The organism is Bradyrhizobium sp. LMTR 3 (assembly GCF_001693485.1).
In the GTDB taxonomy this organism is placed as follows: domain Bacteria; phylum Pseudomonadota; class Alphaproteobacteria; order Rhizobiales; family Xanthobacteraceae; genus Bradyrhizobium.
This window is the reverse complement of sequence record NZ_MAXC01000043.1, coordinates 71,260-84,907: the sequence shown is the minus strand read 5'-3', so window position 1 is coordinate 84,907 and position 13,648 is coordinate 71,260. Positions and strand designations below refer to the sequence as shown.

Annotated in this window: 14 protein-coding genes; 12 read left to right on the top strand and 2 right to left on the bottom strand. The window is 63.5% G+C overall.

The annotated features are described in order from the left end of the window. Positions 1 to 151 precede the first annotated feature (151 nt). The 7 genes from ureC (at position 152) to LMTR3_RS23950 (ending at position 6,847) form a co-directional block, all read left to right on the top strand. Positions 152 to 1,867, top strand: a complete 1,716-nt coding sequence (gene ureC / locus LMTR3_RS23985) for an urease subunit alpha (protein WP_065747474.1) — start codon at positions 152 to 154, stop codon at positions 1,865 to 1,867. Positions 1,868 to 1,913: 46 nt separating this feature from the next. Continuing rightward, positions 1,914 to 2,213 carry a putative quinol monooxygenase gene (locus tag LMTR3_RS23980; protein ID WP_065747473.1) on the top strand — a complete coding sequence of 100 codons (300 nt, stop codon included), beginning with the start codon at positions 1,914 to 1,916 and terminating at the stop codon, positions 2,211 to 2,213. Between the two features lie 24 nt (positions 2,214 to 2,237). Next, positions 2,238 to 2,537, top strand: coding sequence for a putative quinol monooxygenase (locus tag LMTR3_RS23975; RefSeq protein WP_065747472.1), 300 nt, complete (start codon positions 2,238 to 2,240; stop codon positions 2,535 to 2,537). Between the two features lie 152 nt (positions 2,538 to 2,689). Continuing rightward, positions 2,690 to 3,238 carry an urease accessory protein UreE gene (locus LMTR3_RS23970; protein WP_065747471.1) on the top strand — a complete coding sequence of 183 codons (549 nt, stop codon included), beginning with the start codon at positions 2,690 to 2,692 and terminating at the stop codon, positions 3,236 to 3,238. Then, positions 3,219 to 3,956 carry an urease accessory protein UreF gene (locus LMTR3_RS23965; RefSeq protein ID WP_065747470.1) on the top strand — a complete coding sequence of 246 codons (738 nt, stop codon included), beginning with the start codon at positions 3,219 to 3,221 and terminating at the stop codon, positions 3,954 to 3,956. Before LMTR3_RS23970 ends, LMTR3_RS23965 begins: the two co-directional genes overlap by 20 nt. A 240-nt stretch (positions 3,957 to 4,196) precedes the next feature. After that, the gene (gene ureG / locus LMTR3_RS23955) at positions 4,197 to 4,829 is read left to right on the top strand and encodes an urease accessory protein UreG (protein ID WP_065747468.1); all 633 of its coding nucleotides are present in this window, start codon (positions 4,197 to 4,199) and stop codon (positions 4,827 to 4,829) included. A gap of 359 nt (positions 4,830 to 5,188) precedes the next feature. Further along, complete coding sequence (locus tag LMTR3_RS23950) at positions 5,189 to 6,847, top strand: CHASE domain-containing protein (protein ID WP_065747467.1); 1,659 nt, start codon at positions 5,189 to 5,191, stop codon at positions 6,845 to 6,847. Between the two features lie 222 nt (positions 6,848 to 7,069). Here the strand turns inward: LMTR3_RS23950 and LMTR3_RS23945 are convergent, their stop codons facing one another. Both LMTR3_RS23945 and LMTR3_RS23940 read right to left on the bottom strand, forming a co-directional pair. Continuing rightward, positions 7,070 to 7,618 carry a sigma-70 family RNA polymerase sigma factor gene (locus tag LMTR3_RS23945; protein WP_028349310.1) on the bottom strand — a complete coding sequence of 183 codons (549 nt, stop codon included), beginning with the start codon at positions 7,616 to 7,618 and terminating at the stop codon, positions 7,070 to 7,072. Further along, positions 7,618 to 7,809, bottom strand: coding sequence for a NepR family anti-sigma factor (locus LMTR3_RS23940; protein ID WP_065731733.1), 192 nt, complete (start codon positions 7,807 to 7,809; stop codon positions 7,618 to 7,620). The genes LMTR3_RS23945 and LMTR3_RS23940 overlap by 1 nt, the downstream gene beginning before the upstream one ends. 312 nt (positions 7,810 to 8,121) lie before the next feature. On the opposite strand from LMTR3_RS23940, the gene LMTR3_RS23935 reads away from it, so the two are divergent. From LMTR3_RS23935 to LMTR3_RS23915, 5 genes are all read left to right on the top strand, one after another. Next, the gene (locus LMTR3_RS23935; protein WP_065747466.1) at positions 8,122 to 8,928 is read left to right on the top strand and encodes a response regulator; all 807 of its coding nucleotides are present in this window, start codon (positions 8,122 to 8,124) and stop codon (positions 8,926 to 8,928) included. Positions 8,929 to 9,054: 126 nt separating this feature from the next. Next, positions 9,055 to 10,047, top strand: coding sequence for a DUF808 domain-containing protein (locus LMTR3_RS23930; protein WP_065747465.1), 993 nt, complete (start codon positions 9,055 to 9,057; stop codon positions 10,045 to 10,047). 262 nt (positions 10,048 to 10,309) lie between these two features. Next, entirely contained in the window at positions 10,310 to 10,870 is a 561-nt protein-coding gene (locus LMTR3_RS23925; RefSeq protein WP_065747464.1) for a group I truncated hemoglobin, read from the top strand. Between the two features lie 319 nt (positions 10,871 to 11,189). Next, entirely contained in the window at positions 11,190 to 11,801 is a 612-nt protein-coding gene (locus LMTR3_RS23920) for a LabA-like NYN domain-containing protein (RefSeq protein ID WP_065747463.1), read from the top strand. A 449-nt stretch (positions 11,802 to 12,250) separates the two neighbouring features. Beyond that, positions 12,251 to 13,525, top strand: coding sequence for an MFS transporter (locus LMTR3_RS23915; protein ID WP_065747462.1), 1,275 nt, complete (start codon positions 12,251 to 12,253; stop codon positions 13,523 to 13,525). The last annotated feature ends 123 nt before the right edge of the window (positions 13,526 to 13,648 follow it).

Here is a 13,648-nt window from a genome sequence, read left to right as displayed (position 1 = left end):
GTGATCGAGGGCAGCGCCGTGACGCATTGTGAGGTGAGCACGCGGGTAGGGCTCCCTCCCCCCTTGCGGGGGAGGGTTGGGGAGAGGGGTGACCACGAGTCATGACGCCAGTAATGAAACCGCCGATCAGATCTGAAAGCCGGAGTCCGATATGTCCGTAAAAATCAAACGTAGCGTCTATGCCGACATGTTCGGGCCGACCACCGGCGACAGAGTGCGGCTCGCCGACACCGATCTCATCATCGAGGTAGAAAAGGACTTCACCACCTATGGCGAGGAGGTGAAGTTCGGCGGCGGCAAGGTGATCCGCGATGGCATGGGGCAGTCGCAGGTGACGAACCGGCAGGGCGCTGCCGATACCGTCATCACCAATGCGCTGATCGTCGATCACTGGGGCATCGTGAAGGCCGACGTCGCGATCAAAGAGGGGATGATCGCAGCGATCGGCAAGGCCGGCAATCCCGATATCCAGCCCGGTGTCACCATCATTATCGGCCCCGGCACCGACGTCATCGCCGGCGAAGGAAAAATTCTCACCGCCGGTGGGTTCGACAGCCACATCCATTTCATCTGCCCGCAGCAGATCGAGCATGCGTTGATGAGTGGCGTCACCTCGATGCTCGGCGGCGGCACTGGGCCCTCGCACGGCACGTTTGCGACCACTTGCACGCCCGGCCCCTGGCACATGGGCCGCATGATCCAGTCGTTCGACGCCTTCCCGGTCAATCTCGGCATATCAGGCAAGGGCAATGCCGCGCGCCCCGCTGCACTGGTCGAGATGGTCAAGGCCGGCGCCTGCGCGCTGAAGCTGCACGAGGATTGGGGCACCACGCCGGCCGCGATCGACAACTGTCTCGCCGTCGCCGACGATTACGACGTCCAGGTGATGCTGCATTCGGACACGCTGAACGAATCCGGCTTCGTCGAGGACACGGTAAAAGCCTTCAAGGGCCGCACCATCCACGCCTTCCACACCGAAGGCGCCGGCGGCGGCCATGCGCCTGACATCATCAAGATCGCAGGGCTGAAGAATGTGCTGCCGTCCTCGACCAACCCGACGCGCCCGTTCACGCGCAACACGATCGACGAGCATTTGGACATGCTGATGGTGTGCCACCATCTCGATCCGTCGATTGCGGAAGATCTCGCGTTTGCCGAAAGCCGTATCCGCAAAGAGACCATCGCAGCCGAAGATATCCTGCACGATCTCGGCGCGCTCTCGATGATGTCGTCGGATTCGCAGGCGATGGGCCGGCTCGGCGAAGTCATCATCCGGACCTGGCAGACCGCCGACAAGATGAAGAAGCAGCGCGGTTCGCTGCCCGAGGACAAGGGTAACGACAACGACAATTTCCGCGTCAAGCGCTACATTTCAAAATACACCATCAACCCCGCGATCGCGCATGGCGTGTCGAAACTGATCGGCTCGGTGGAGAAGGGCAAGCTCGCCGATCTCGTGCTGTGGTCGCCGGCGTTCTTCGGCGTGAAACCGGATTGCATCATCAAGGGCGGCTCGATCGTGGCGGCACCGATGGGCGATCCGAACGCCTCGATCCCGACGCCGCAGCCGGTGCACTACCAGCCGATGTTCGCCGCCTTCGGCAAGTCGCTGACCGCATCTTCAGTGGTGTTCACCTCGAAGGCCGCGATTACCGGCGGGCTGGCGCGCAAGCTTGGCATAGCCAAGACGCTCTACCCGGTGAAAAACACCCGCGGCGGCATCTCCAAGAAGAGCATGATCCATAACGGCGCGACGCCCAAGATCGAGGTCGATGCCGAGACCTATGAGGTGCGCGCAGACGGCGAGCTTCTGACATGCGCGCCGGCGGAGGTCCTGCCCATGGCGCAGAGGTATTTCATGTTCTAAGGTCCCTCCCGGAACCATAGCCAGAACAAGATTCCGGGAGGATCGAGTGATCTACGTCGTTGCCACGCTGACCATCAAGCCCGAAACGCGCGCCGATTTCATTGCCGCCGCCGCTGCCTGCATCAAGGAAACCCGCAAAGAGCCGGGCAACATCGCCTATGACCTGCATGAGAGCGTCACCGATCCCTCAAAAATGGTGTTCGTCGAGCAGTGGGAAAATGCCGAGGCGCTGGTGCCGCATCGTGGCGCCGAGCACATGAAGACGTTCGGTCGCGTCGCCGTGAAATGCATGTCGGCGCCACCAAAGATCGAAGTGATTACGCCCGAAAAGATCGACGTCCGCTAATCAAGAAAAAACGGGAACAAACCTATGATCTACGTCATCGCCACCACGCCGATGAAGCCGGAAAACAAGGACGACTTCATCAAGGGGCACAAGGCCTGCATCGCCGAAACGCGGAAGGAGAAAGGCTGCATCTCCTACGAGGGCCATGTCAGCGTGAACGATCCAAATCTATATGTGGTGGTGGAGCGCTGGGAGACCCGCGACGACCTCAATGCACATGGCCGTGCGCCTCACATGAAGATGTGGCGGGAATATTCCTCGCAAATGAAGACGGCGCCGACGGTGATCGAGATCATCAGCGACGGCAAGGTGGAGAAGTTTTAGGTGCTTGGGTGGAGTCACGGCCTCGTGGTTCGAGACGCGCGGCGTTGCCGCGCTCCTCACCATGAGGGTCTCAGACCTCATCCTGAGGAGGCGCGAAGCGCCGTCTCGAAGGATGAAGCCACCGACCTCGCATCTGTACCAAGCGTGCCCTTATGATCCGCGCGACCAAAGTCCTGGGCCAGCATCGCTGGACGCAAGCAGCCGCCGACACCGTCGTGCTCGATTTCGACGACCGGCACCGGCGGCGGATGGCGATGACGGGAACGCGCGGGCTGGAATTCCTGCTCGACCTGGAGAATGCGGTGGCGCTGCGCGGCGGTGACGCGCTGGTGCTGGAGGACGGCAGGCTGATCGAGGTGGTCGCGGCCGCGGAGCCCCTGATCGAGATCAGGGGCGTCGATCCCTTGCATCTGGTCCGCATCGCCTGGCATCTCGGCAACCGCCATTTGCCGACCCAGATCATGCCGAAGGGCCTGCGCATCCGCCGCGATCACGTCATCGAGGCGATGGTGAAGGGGCTGGGTGCGCGCATCATCGAGATCGAGGCGCCGTTCGATCCCGAAGGCGGCGCCTATGCGCAGGCTTCGCATGATCATGCCGCGCACCACCATGGCCACGGCCATGATCATCACCACCACGACGAACATTGCGACCACGATCATCACCACCACGATCACTCCCATGCTCACGACCACAAGTGAGCCGGCGCCTGCCGATGCGAGCAGCGGAATGAATGGGGAGGAGTCAGCGGCGCTGTACCGGCTGATGACCTGGCTGTCGCCGTCCTTCCCGGTCGGTGCATTCTCCTACTCCAGCGGCATCGAATGGGCGGTGGAGGCGGGCGATATCACCGACGCCGCATCGCTGCGCGACTGGCTGGCCACGATGCTGGTTGACGGCTCCGGTTTCTGCGACGCCGTGTTTCTGGCGCAGGCCTATCGCGCCGCGTCCGTGCAGGACGTCACGGCGTTGCGCGAGATTGCCGAACTCGCCGCTGCCTTCGTGCCCTCCCGCGAGCGTCAGCTCGAGACCTCGACGCAGGGCCGCGCCTTCATCGATATCGCGCGCGCCGCCTGGGCCTGCGACGGGTTCGACAGCATGGTGGCTGCGAGCGGCAGCGCGATCGTTTATCCCGTCGCGGTTGGTGTCGTCAGCGCCGCCCATGCCGTTCCGCTTGCGCCGGCAATGCATGCCTTCCTGCATGCCGTGGTGTCGAACTGGATTTCCGCCGGCGCGCGCCTCGTGCCGCTCGGGCAAACCGACAGCCAGCGCATTCTCGCGAGCCTGGAAACTGATGTCGCTGCAACGGCGAAGCGCGCGCTCGCCGCCTCGCTGGACGATCTCGGCAGCGCCACCTTCCGCGCCGATCTCGCCAGTCTCCGCCACGAGACGCAATACACGCGGCTGTTTAGGTCATGAACTCTATGCCGATGCGTTGGGGGCCTGCATGGTTCGAGACGACCCGCTGCGCGGGTCTCCTCACCATGAGGGGAGAAAGATCGGTGTCGGCCAAACGTTGCTTGTTTCCCCTCATGGTGAGGAGGCGCAAAGCGCCGTCTCGAACCATGAAGGCCCGGATGCAGCCGCCGTCGGTCAAGATTAAATTCAGCGGCTATGGGTCCCTGCGTTCGCAGGGACGACAACGTAGAGAGCATTAACATGGCAACTTCTCACGGCCCGCTTCGGATCGGCGTCGGCGGTCCTGTCGGCTCCGGCAAGACCGCGCTGATGGACCTGCTCTGCAAGTCGATGCGCGAGCGCTACGATATCGCCGCCATCACCAACGACATCTACACCAAATGGGACGCCGAATTCCTGGTGCGCTCGGGCTCGCTGACGCCGGACCGCATCGCCGGCGTCGAGACCGGTGGCTGCCCGCACACCGCGATCCGCGAGGATGCATCGATGAATCTCGCGGCGGTCGCCGACATGCGCGCGAAATTTCCCGATCTCGATCTGGTGCTGATCGAATCCGGCGGCGACAATCTCGCCGCAACGTTTTCCCCCGAACTCGCCGATCTCACGATCTACGTGATCGACGTCGCCGCCGGCGACAAGATTCCCTCCAAGGGCGGCCCCGGCATCACCCGCTCGGACCTGCTCGTCATCAACAAGATCGACCTGGCGCCTCATGTCGGCGCGTCACTGGAGAAGATGGAGACGGACGCCAAGCGGATGCGCGGCGAGCGGCCGTTCGTGATGACCAATTTGAAGAAGAGCGAGGGGCTCGATCGCATCATCGGCTTCATCGAGACCAAGGGCGGCCTGCGCCCGGCCGCGAAGGCCCGGTAGGCCCGGGGGTAGCCGGCCCCGCCGGGCCCGGATGAACAGGCGGCCGAACGCGCGGTCAGGCCAGCGGCAGGTGAGCGGCCTATTAACATTAATGCTCGGTCCGCCGCCGCAGCCCTCGGATTTGTCCGTCCGCGCTGGAACCAAATCGACGCTGTCAGATTATCAACTTCTGGCGCCGCCAAATCAGCGTTAACGGCTGCCGTTGTTTGCCCGCTGCCAAGCTGTCAGTTGCGTGCTGATGATCGCTCCGTCATATTCGCCGCGCTTGGCCTTCGCGCTACTGCCACGTGTCTCTGCCCCGGCAGACCTCGAAATGCTTCCAATACGTCTTCGCCAACACGTCATTCCTGAGTAAGCGAGTGGTTCGGCTGGGCTTCATTATCGGCTTTATCGCCCTGATCGGAGTTTTGCTCTCCGGTCTCGCAGCCTATCGCGTCCACGAGCAGGAACTGGCGATCGACGGCATCGCGCTGTCGCGAGCCATCGACGTTCATGCCAGCCTGGTGCAGGACCGGCTGACCGAGCGCGAATTGCTCGCACGCGTTGCATCCGGCTTGTTTCGCTCACCCTCAGTAGTGAAGGCCAACATGCTGCAGCCGCTGCGCTCGGCGATCTATGCCTTCAAGACCGATTTTGTGAGCGCGTTCTGGATCGCGCGTCTCAAGCCGGGCGATCTGGCGGCTGCGCAGGCGGAGCTGAAGGGCGCCGGCTTCACCAATCCGACGATCAGGGATTTCGACGACAAGCCGCTGGATCTACGGACCATCAACAAGCCGATCGACGTGCTGATGGATCTCGAGCCGCGCAGTCCGGACACGCTCGGCTTTCCCGGCCGCGCCTACGACCGGCACTCGGTGATCGGGCCGATGCTGGCGCAGGCGGCGGCAACCGGCAAGCCGCTAGCATCGGACCCGATCCCGCTGTTGCGCCAGAACGGGCCGATCGGCCTCGTGCTGGCGTCTCCGATTCTGCAGGACGGCGGCTCGGAGCCGGCCGGTTTCGTTACCTTTTCCTACGAGCTGGCGCCGCTGATGCTGACCGATGACGACCGCTCGCTGTTCTCGGTGGTGCTGAAGGACCCTGATGACGCCAACGACGAATATGTCGCCAACGACCAGGGCGTCGTCACCCTGCGGGCGGTGAGGCAGGGCGATCCGCTGCCGTCGGTGGTGCGGACGGTGACGTTCGGCGGCCGCGACTGGTCGCTCGCCTATTACGCCAAGAACAACGCCGCGCAGCGTGCGCAGCAGACCGCGATCGTCGTGGCGGCCATTGGGCTGGCGCTCACCGGCATCGTCTGCGGGCTGTTCGGCTATGTCGCCTACAACAATCTGCGGCTCAGCCGCGAGATCCAGGTGCGGATCGGTTTCGAGCGGCGCTTGACCGCCGTCATCGACGAGCTCAACCACCGGGTCAAGAACATCCTCGCCGTGATCCAGTCGATCGTGACGCGGACGCTGCGTCACGGCTCCGACATGGATGTGGCACGCGAGCTGTTGATTGGCCGCATCCATGCGATGTCGAACGTGGTGACGCTGCTCAGCGAAAGCCAGTGGCAGGGCGTCAAGCTCAAGGGCCTGTTCGAGTCGCGAGCGATTCCGCATGCCGACCGCATCGTCGTCAACGGCCCGGATATCGCCGTCAGCGCGCGCGCCGCGCAGTCGCTCTCGCTTTTGTTTTTCGAGCTGGCCTCGCACTCCGACGAGGGCCTGTCGCTGGTCGGCAAGCATCCGCATATCGTCGCGAACTGGGAAGTCTCGGGCGAGGAGCCCGACACGATCTTTCATTTTCGCTGGGAAGAGTTCAACACCAGCGCGGCAACACGGCGCGAAGATAGCGATTTCGGCCTCATCCTGCTCGACCGCGTCGCCCCCGAAGCGCTCGGCGGCACTGCAAAACGCTACTTCACCGATGTCAGCTATGTCTACGAACTCCTCGCGCCGATGGCCACGGTGGTCGACATGACTGAGCGCGACCGCACGGGCGAGATTTCCGCGCCGGTACGGCCGGCAAAGTAGGCCACGCTCCGTCGCTCTGTCGTTCCTGCGAACGCAGGGACCCATAACCACCGCTGTGAATGGTCAGACAAGCCGTCTTGCCTTGTGCTACTTCCGCCGGCCGCGGCGTATGGGTCCCTGCGTTCGCAGGGACGACAACGAAGGCCATCACGTCCAGGTTATGACAGCGTCAAAAGAGGCGGCCCGCTCGGGCCGCCTTTCCGTGTCGTCTCGATCGCGTCATCAGCCGCCGTTGCCGCCGATCACGGCGCGCACCGTCTCGTCAGGTCCGAAATCCTCGGCGCCCTCGACATAGAGCAACGCGGAGAGTTTCGAGCGCGCGCGGTTGACGCGGCTCTTGATGGTGCCGACCGCGCAGCCGCAGATGGCGGCGGCGTCCTCGTAGGAGAAGCCGGAGGCGCCGACCAGGATCAACGCTTCGCGCTGGTCCTGCGGCAGCTTGTCGAGCGCTGTGCGAAACTCCTCGAACTCCAGATGCGCGTTTTGCGACGGCTGGGTCTTCAAAGTTTTCGCGTAATTGCCCTCGGCGTCCTCCACCTCGCGCCGCCGCTTGCGATAGTCCGAGCGAAACAGGTTGCGCAGGATGGTGAACAACCAGGCCGGCAGGTTCGAGCCGGGCTGGAACGAGTCAATGTTGGCAATGGCGCGCAGCAACGTTTCCTGTACGAGGTCGTCCGCACGGTCGCCATTGCCCGAGAGCGAGATCGCGAACGCGCGCAGGCTTGGTACCGACGCCAAAATGTCGTCGCGAAGAGAGTCTGTGAGAGGCATTAGTCCCTCCCGTCTTCTTTGTTGTCGATTTGGGCCGCCGCCGCTTCCGGCCCATCGAGCTTCCGGATCAGCTCCGCAAAGCGGTCCGGCACGCCCTGTCGGACCACATCGTCGTACATGGCACGGAGCTGGTGGCCGATCCTCGATTGAATCTCGGCATTGAGCCCGCCCTGCTTTTTTGCTTCCTTCATGGTCTGATCCACGCTTCCCCGAGAGTTAATTCTCTGTGGTTTCAAGAGGTTACCTCGAAATTGGGCCTAGGCCGCCGCGTTATAGGTCAAAGGCTAATGCGAATATCTGCGGATGGTTCCGAAATCTGGGAACTTTTTCTGGAACTTTTTTGCCTTCCGCGAGTAGTCGGGGTGACAGGGGAACCGGGTCCCCCCGAATCGAGGCTTAAGAAACTTTTAATTTGGCGCCGGACGCGGCGCGCGAGGTTACGTTCGCCCAGATGCGACCCTAAGTAACGGCCAACGATACGGCCCAAGACAAGGATAATGGGGATGTCCCGATCACAGCTCGTTGCTGAACATCTGCCGCTGTTGCGGCGCTATGCCCGTGCGCTCACCGGAAACCAGGCCTCGGGCGATGCCTATGTGGCCGCCATGCTGGAGGCCCTGCTGCAGGATGCCTCGCTGCTGGATGAACGGTACGGCCCGCGCGCCGGGCTGTTCAAGCTGTTCACCCAGATCTGGAATTCGGTCTCGCTCAACGACAATCCTGATGTCGCGACGTTGGCGCTGCCGCCGGAGCGGCGGCTGTCGAACATCACGCCGCTGCCGCGGCAGGCGTTCCTGTTGCTGTCGCTCGAAGGCTTCTCCGAGGAAGAGGTGGCGTTCATCCTCAATACCGACATCGCCGAGACCCGGCAGTTGACGGATACCGCCGGCCGCGAAATGGCGGCCGAGATCGCCACCGACGTTCTCATCATCGAGGACGAGACCTTCATCGCGATGGACCTCGAGAGCCTCGTGAAGAACCTCGGTCACAACGTCATCGGCGTCGCCCGCACCCATGCCGACGCGGTCGCGCTGGCCAAAAATAAGAAGCCCGGCCTGATCCTCGCCGACATCCAGCTCGCCGACGGCTCGTCGGGCCTGGATGCGGTCAACGAATTGCTGCGCGCGTTCGAGGTGCCGGTGGTGTTCATCACCGCTTACCCCGAGCGCTTCCTGACCGGCGAACGCCCCGAGCCCGCGTTCCTGATCTCAAAGCCGTTCCAGCCCGCAATGGTTTCGGCGGTCGCGAGCCAGGCGCTGTTCTTCCAGCGCAACTCGCGCAATCGCACCCCGCGAGCAGCCACCGGTTGATCTAGATCTTCTTGAGTGAGTAAGAATGCATCCGGCGCGCCCCACTGCGCGCCGGATTTTTCTCGTCGTGTCACATACCGCAGCTTGTCTGCTACGAATCTGCGAACGGTTGGGGGCTAAAATTCGATGAGTATCGGGCTGATCGGCCTTCTCGACGATGTCGCTGGTATCGCGAAGGTAGCTGCAGCCTCCCTCGATGATGTCGCCAGCCAGGCCGCCAGGGCAGGCGCAAAGGCCGCAGGCGTCGTGATCGACGATACCGCGGTTACGCCCGGCTACGTGATCGGGTTCGAGCCGAAGCGCGAGCTTCCCATTGTGGGCAGGATCGCCGCGGGATCGCTGCGCAACAAGCTGTTGATCCTGCTGCCAGCCGCCTTGGTGCTGAGCTACTTCCTTCCCTGGACGATTACGCCGCTGCTGATGCTGGGCGGAGCCTATCTCTGCTACGAAGGGGTGGAGAAAGTGCTCGAAGCGGTCATGCCCCATCAGGCACACCAGCATGAGGCCCAGCTCGGCACGGTGGCGTTGAACCCTCAGTCAGTCGAAGACGAGAAGGTCGCAAGCGCCGTTAAGACCGACTTCATCCTCTCGGCCGAGATCATGGCGATCACGCTGGCGGCGCTACCGGCCGGGAGCCTTTGGAAGCAGGCGCTCGTGTTGGCGGTCGTGGCGATCGGAATCACCGTCGCCGTGTACGGCGTGGTCGCCCTGATCGTGAAAGCCGACGACGTTGGCTTAGCGCTTGCGACCAGCGATCGTGCTTCGCTCGTCGGCCGTGCGCTCGGCCGCGGCCTCGTGCGGGGCATGCCCGTGCTGCTGAAACTCCTCAGCGTGATCGGCACCGCCGCCATGATCTGGGTGGGTGGCGGCATCATCCTGCATGGCCTCGAGGTCTACGGCCCGCCCGCGATCGAACACGCCGTCAAGGCGGCGGAGGAGGCTGCGGCGCACGCGATGCCGCCCGCCGCCGCGATTCTCGAATGGGTGGTTGAGGCCGCCATCTCCGGTGTCATCGGATTGCTGATCGGCGCCGCATCGATTCCGGTCGTCGGATTTGTCGTCGCGCCGGCGTGGAAAGCTGTGAAAGCTGTTCTGCAAGGGTGGCGGAAGGCCACGTAATGCGAGCCGGATGAAATGCGCTCGCTCGCGCTATCGCCGCGGCCGAGCGGGCTGAGGACGTTCGCGGAGCTCACGAAAATTCACGTCCAGCCCGATTTTATCAGGAACGTTTTTCTTTCAGCTCCATCCAAGTGACACGGCGACGAGAGCGCCGATGCCGCAACGGGCCTCGACCCATGGGCACCGGACGATACCGAGCTGGTTCAGCGCGCCAGGCGCCCGGACGGTAATGCCTTTCGTACCCGCACCATGGAGGTAACCAATGGCACGAGCTCGTTCGACTTCCATTTCCAGACGCAGCGTGGTCGCAGCGCTGGCGCTCACCGCCGTGCCGGCGGCTTTGGTAACGGCCGACAACGCCCACGCGCAGGCCAAGGACGCAACGTCGGAGAAAAGTCTATATGAGCGGCTGGGCGGCGTTTTCGCCATCGCAGCCGTCGTCGATCATTTCAGCGACGCCATCGTGAAGAATCCCATCGTCGGCCAAAAATCCAAAAACCCGCAACTGCGGCAATGGCACACCAAGAACCTGCAAAGGCTGCCCGGTCTCAAATTCATGCGGACGCTCTGGGTCTGCAACGTTGCGGGCGGCCCGTTCCAGTTCACCGCGACCAAGCCCGGCAAGACGCCGGTCGGCCTTGAAGAGGCCCACCGGAACTTGCGGATCTCGCCCGCAGAATTCGACGAGGTGGCAGCCGAACTCGGGCGGACGCTGAGCATCTTCAAGGTGCCCAAGCGGGAGAAGGGTGAGGTCCTCGCAGCCTTCGCCGCGCACAAGGGCGAAGTTACCGCCGGCTATGTCGCGGGCGCCAGGCGCGGCTGACGCAGTTCGGATGAAACTGCATCGTCCGCGGCGTCGCCGCGGAGCTAAGTCATAAACCTTCGTATAGCCGGTCCATCCGTTTCGATACCGGCGGCTTACCTCGGTACAATTGAGCTTGGCGCGCACGCACCTTAACGTTGGCGCGTCGAGGCAGGATGCATATCGACTGAACTACTGGCGCAGCGCGCGATTGTTCCTCCCGATCGTCGGCGCCACCTGCCTCGTCACCTCGGTCAGCTTTGGTACCTAGCAGCAGCGTGCGGGCCTTTAGGCAATGCTCGCTCGATCGGCGTCCCCTTGAATGAGAGGCCAGTGTCTGATGATGCCGTCCGACAGAATCGCGCTCTTTATCGATGGCGCCAATCTATATGCGACCGCCAGGACACTCGGTTTCGATATCGACTACCGGCGTCTGCTCAAGGAGTTCCAGGGCCGTGGCGCGTTATTGCGCGCGTTCTACTACACGACCATTATCGAGGATCAGGAATATACATCCATCCGTCCCCTTGTCGATTGGCTCGATTACAACGGCTACACCGTCGTCACCAAGCTCACCAAGGAATTCACCGACGCCGGCGGCCGCCGCAAGGTGAAGGGCAGCATGCATATCGAGCTTGCCGTCAATGCGATGGAACTCGCCGAGCGTATCGACAGGATGTTTCTGTTCTCCGGCGATGGGGATTTTCGCCCGCTGCTGGAGGCGGTGCAGCGCCGCGGCGTGCACGTTACCGTCGTCTCGACCCTGACCAGTCAGCCGCCGATGGTGGCTGACGAACTGCGGCGTCAGGCCGATGCCTTCATCGACCTTGCGGAATTGAAGGCCGCGCTCGGGCGCGCCCCGTCCGAGCGGCCGGTACTGCGCGAGACCCGCCAGCAATTGCCGTCGTTCGCGACGCGCGGAGCGATCAATGGCGGGGGCATTGCGGAATGATTTCCGATTGGTCGGTTGAACCGCGGGCTGCGGACTGGTTCGAGTTGCTGTTGCGTAGAGTTGGAATGGATTCCGCGTGCCCGCTGCACGGCCTGTATTTTTGTGCACGCGGTCTGTGAAGCAGTTCACGTCCGGCTTGTGAGGCCGGCGGTATGATTGCTTCTCCTGACACGCCGCCGATCCTGGAATTCCACACGTTGGGACCGGCGACCGCCGGCGTTACCGTGTTCTCGGCCAGGCACCTCCCCCTGGCTAGGGCCACCAGCTTCGATGTGAAAAGCTGGTCGGACTATCCGGCGCGCCACCAGCGCGCCGGATTTTTTTGTGGGCAAGAGCCATGCGCGCACTGACATGGAGGCCACCAATCGGATCGATTGCTGGTTGAACTGCGTTCCGTGCCCGCATAGGCTCGCAGCCACAAGAAAAACAACCGGAAACGTCCTTCACCGATGCAGTCCGCCGAGCGGCCTTTCCCCCACCGCCGGGGCCTCATCATCGTTGCGACATTGGCGACCGCCTATGTCGCCAGCCATTTTTTCCGCGCCTCCAACGTTACCATCGGCCTCGACCTGATGCGCGATCTTGCCATCGGGCCGGAAGCGCTGGGGGCTCTGACCGGCGCGTTCTTCTTCGGCTTCGCGGCGATGCAGATTCCTTGCGGCTTCTTCTTCGACCGTTTCGGGCCGCGCTATACCGTGGTCGGCATGCTGATCGTGGCCTGCATCGGCGGCGCGATGTTCACGCTGGCGCCGAGCTGGCCGGTGCTGCTCACCGGCCGCGCGCTGATGGGGGCCGGCTGCGGCGTGATGCTGATCGGCAGCATGGTGGTGATCTCGCGCTGGTTTCCGCCGGATCGTTTCTCCACGCTGACCGCGCTCGTGCTGTCGATCGGCCTGCTCGGCAACCTCGCCGCCACCACGCCGCTCGCCTGGGCATCGCAGGCGGTCGGCTGGCGTCCGGTGTTCGGCGCCGTGGTCGTCTTCACCGCGCTCGCCACGGTCGCGATCTTTCTGGTGGTGCGCGACGCGCCGCCCGGCCACCCCTTCCTGAGCCGCAAGGCGGAGCCGCCCGGCGAGATGCTCAAAGGCCTGATCGAGGTGCTGCGCAATCCGCACCTGAAGCCGATCCTGGCGCTGAACTTCTGCAACTATGCCTGCACCTTCACCGTGCAGGGCCTGTGGGGCGGCGCGTTCCTGCGCGAGGTGCATGGCCTGAGCCCGATCGCGGCCGGCAATGTCCTGCTCTGCGCCGTGATCGCCTACCAGGCCGGCATGCTCGCCTTCGGCCCGCTCGACCGCCGGCTCGACACCCGCAAATGGATCGCCATCGGCGGCACCTCGGCGATCATCTTGCTGCTCGCGATTCTGGCGCTGTTCTCCCACCCGCCCACCTGGCTGCCGGTCGGCGTCATCGTCGCCATGGGCTTCTTCTCCGCCTCCAGCACCATGGTGATGACGCACGGTCGCGGCATCTTTCCGGACCGCCTGATCGGCCGCGGCATCTCCACCATGAACACGTCGGTGATGCTCGGCGTCGCCTGCATGCAGACGCTCTCCGGCATCATCATCGGCGCGTTCGAGCCGCTGGCCAGTGGCGCACGCACGGAGGACGCCTATCGCGCGCTGTTCGGCACGCTGACGCTGGTGCTGATCGTGGCGGTTGCCATTTACAGCAGATCGCAGGATGTGAAGCCGAGCGAGGAGATGAAGGCGGCGGGGCGGTAGTTACAAAAAAGCAGGGCGCGATCGGCATCACCACGATCGCGCCCTACGTCGCCGGTCAATGGGGCAGGGGGAATAACCGGCTGCCGGGATGACTCCGAGCCCCCGGAGTCGTTCCATGAGACC

Coding starts and splice junctions, on each gene's coding strand:
- ureG (WP_065747468.1), top strand. CDS start 4,197: ATGGCAACTTCTCACGGCCCGCTTCGGATCGGCGTCGGCGGTCCTGTC.
- LMTR3_RS23965 (WP_065747470.1), top strand. CDS start 3,219: ATGCTCACGACCACAAGTGAGCCGGCGCCTGCCGATGCGAGCAGCGGA.
- LMTR3_RS23945 (WP_028349310.1), bottom strand. CDS start 7,618: ATGCCTCTCACAGACTCTCTTCGCGACGACATTTTGGCGTCGGTACCA.
- LMTR3_RS23935 (WP_065747466.1), top strand. CDS start 8,122: ATGTCCCGATCACAGCTCGTTGCTGAACATCTGCCGCTGTTGCGGCGC.
- LMTR3_RS23940 (WP_065731733.1), bottom strand. CDS start 7,809: ATGAAGGAAGCAAAAAAGCAGGGCGGGCTCAATGCCGAGATTCAATCG.
- LMTR3_RS23930 (WP_065747465.1), top strand. CDS start 9,055: ATGAGTATCGGGCTGATCGGCCTTCTCGACGATGTCGCTGGTATCGCG.
- LMTR3_RS23970 (WP_065747471.1), top strand. CDS start 2,690: ATGATCCGCGCGACCAAAGTCCTGGGCCAGCATCGCTGGACGCAAGCA.
- ureC (WP_065747474.1), top strand. CDS start 152: ATGTCCGTAAAAATCAAACGTAGCGTCTATGCCGACATGTTCGGGCCG.
- LMTR3_RS23975 (WP_065747472.1), top strand. CDS start 2,238: ATGATCTACGTCATCGCCACCACGCCGATGAAGCCGGAAAACAAGGAC.
- LMTR3_RS23925 (WP_065747464.1), top strand. CDS start 10,310: ATGGCACGAGCTCGTTCGACTTCCATTTCCAGACGCAGCGTGGTCGCA.
- LMTR3_RS23915 (WP_065747462.1), top strand. CDS start 12,251: ATGCAGTCCGCCGAGCGGCCTTTCCCCCACCGCCGGGGCCTCATCATC.
- LMTR3_RS23920 (WP_065747463.1), top strand. CDS start 11,190: ATGATGCCGTCCGACAGAATCGCGCTCTTTATCGATGGCGCCAATCTA.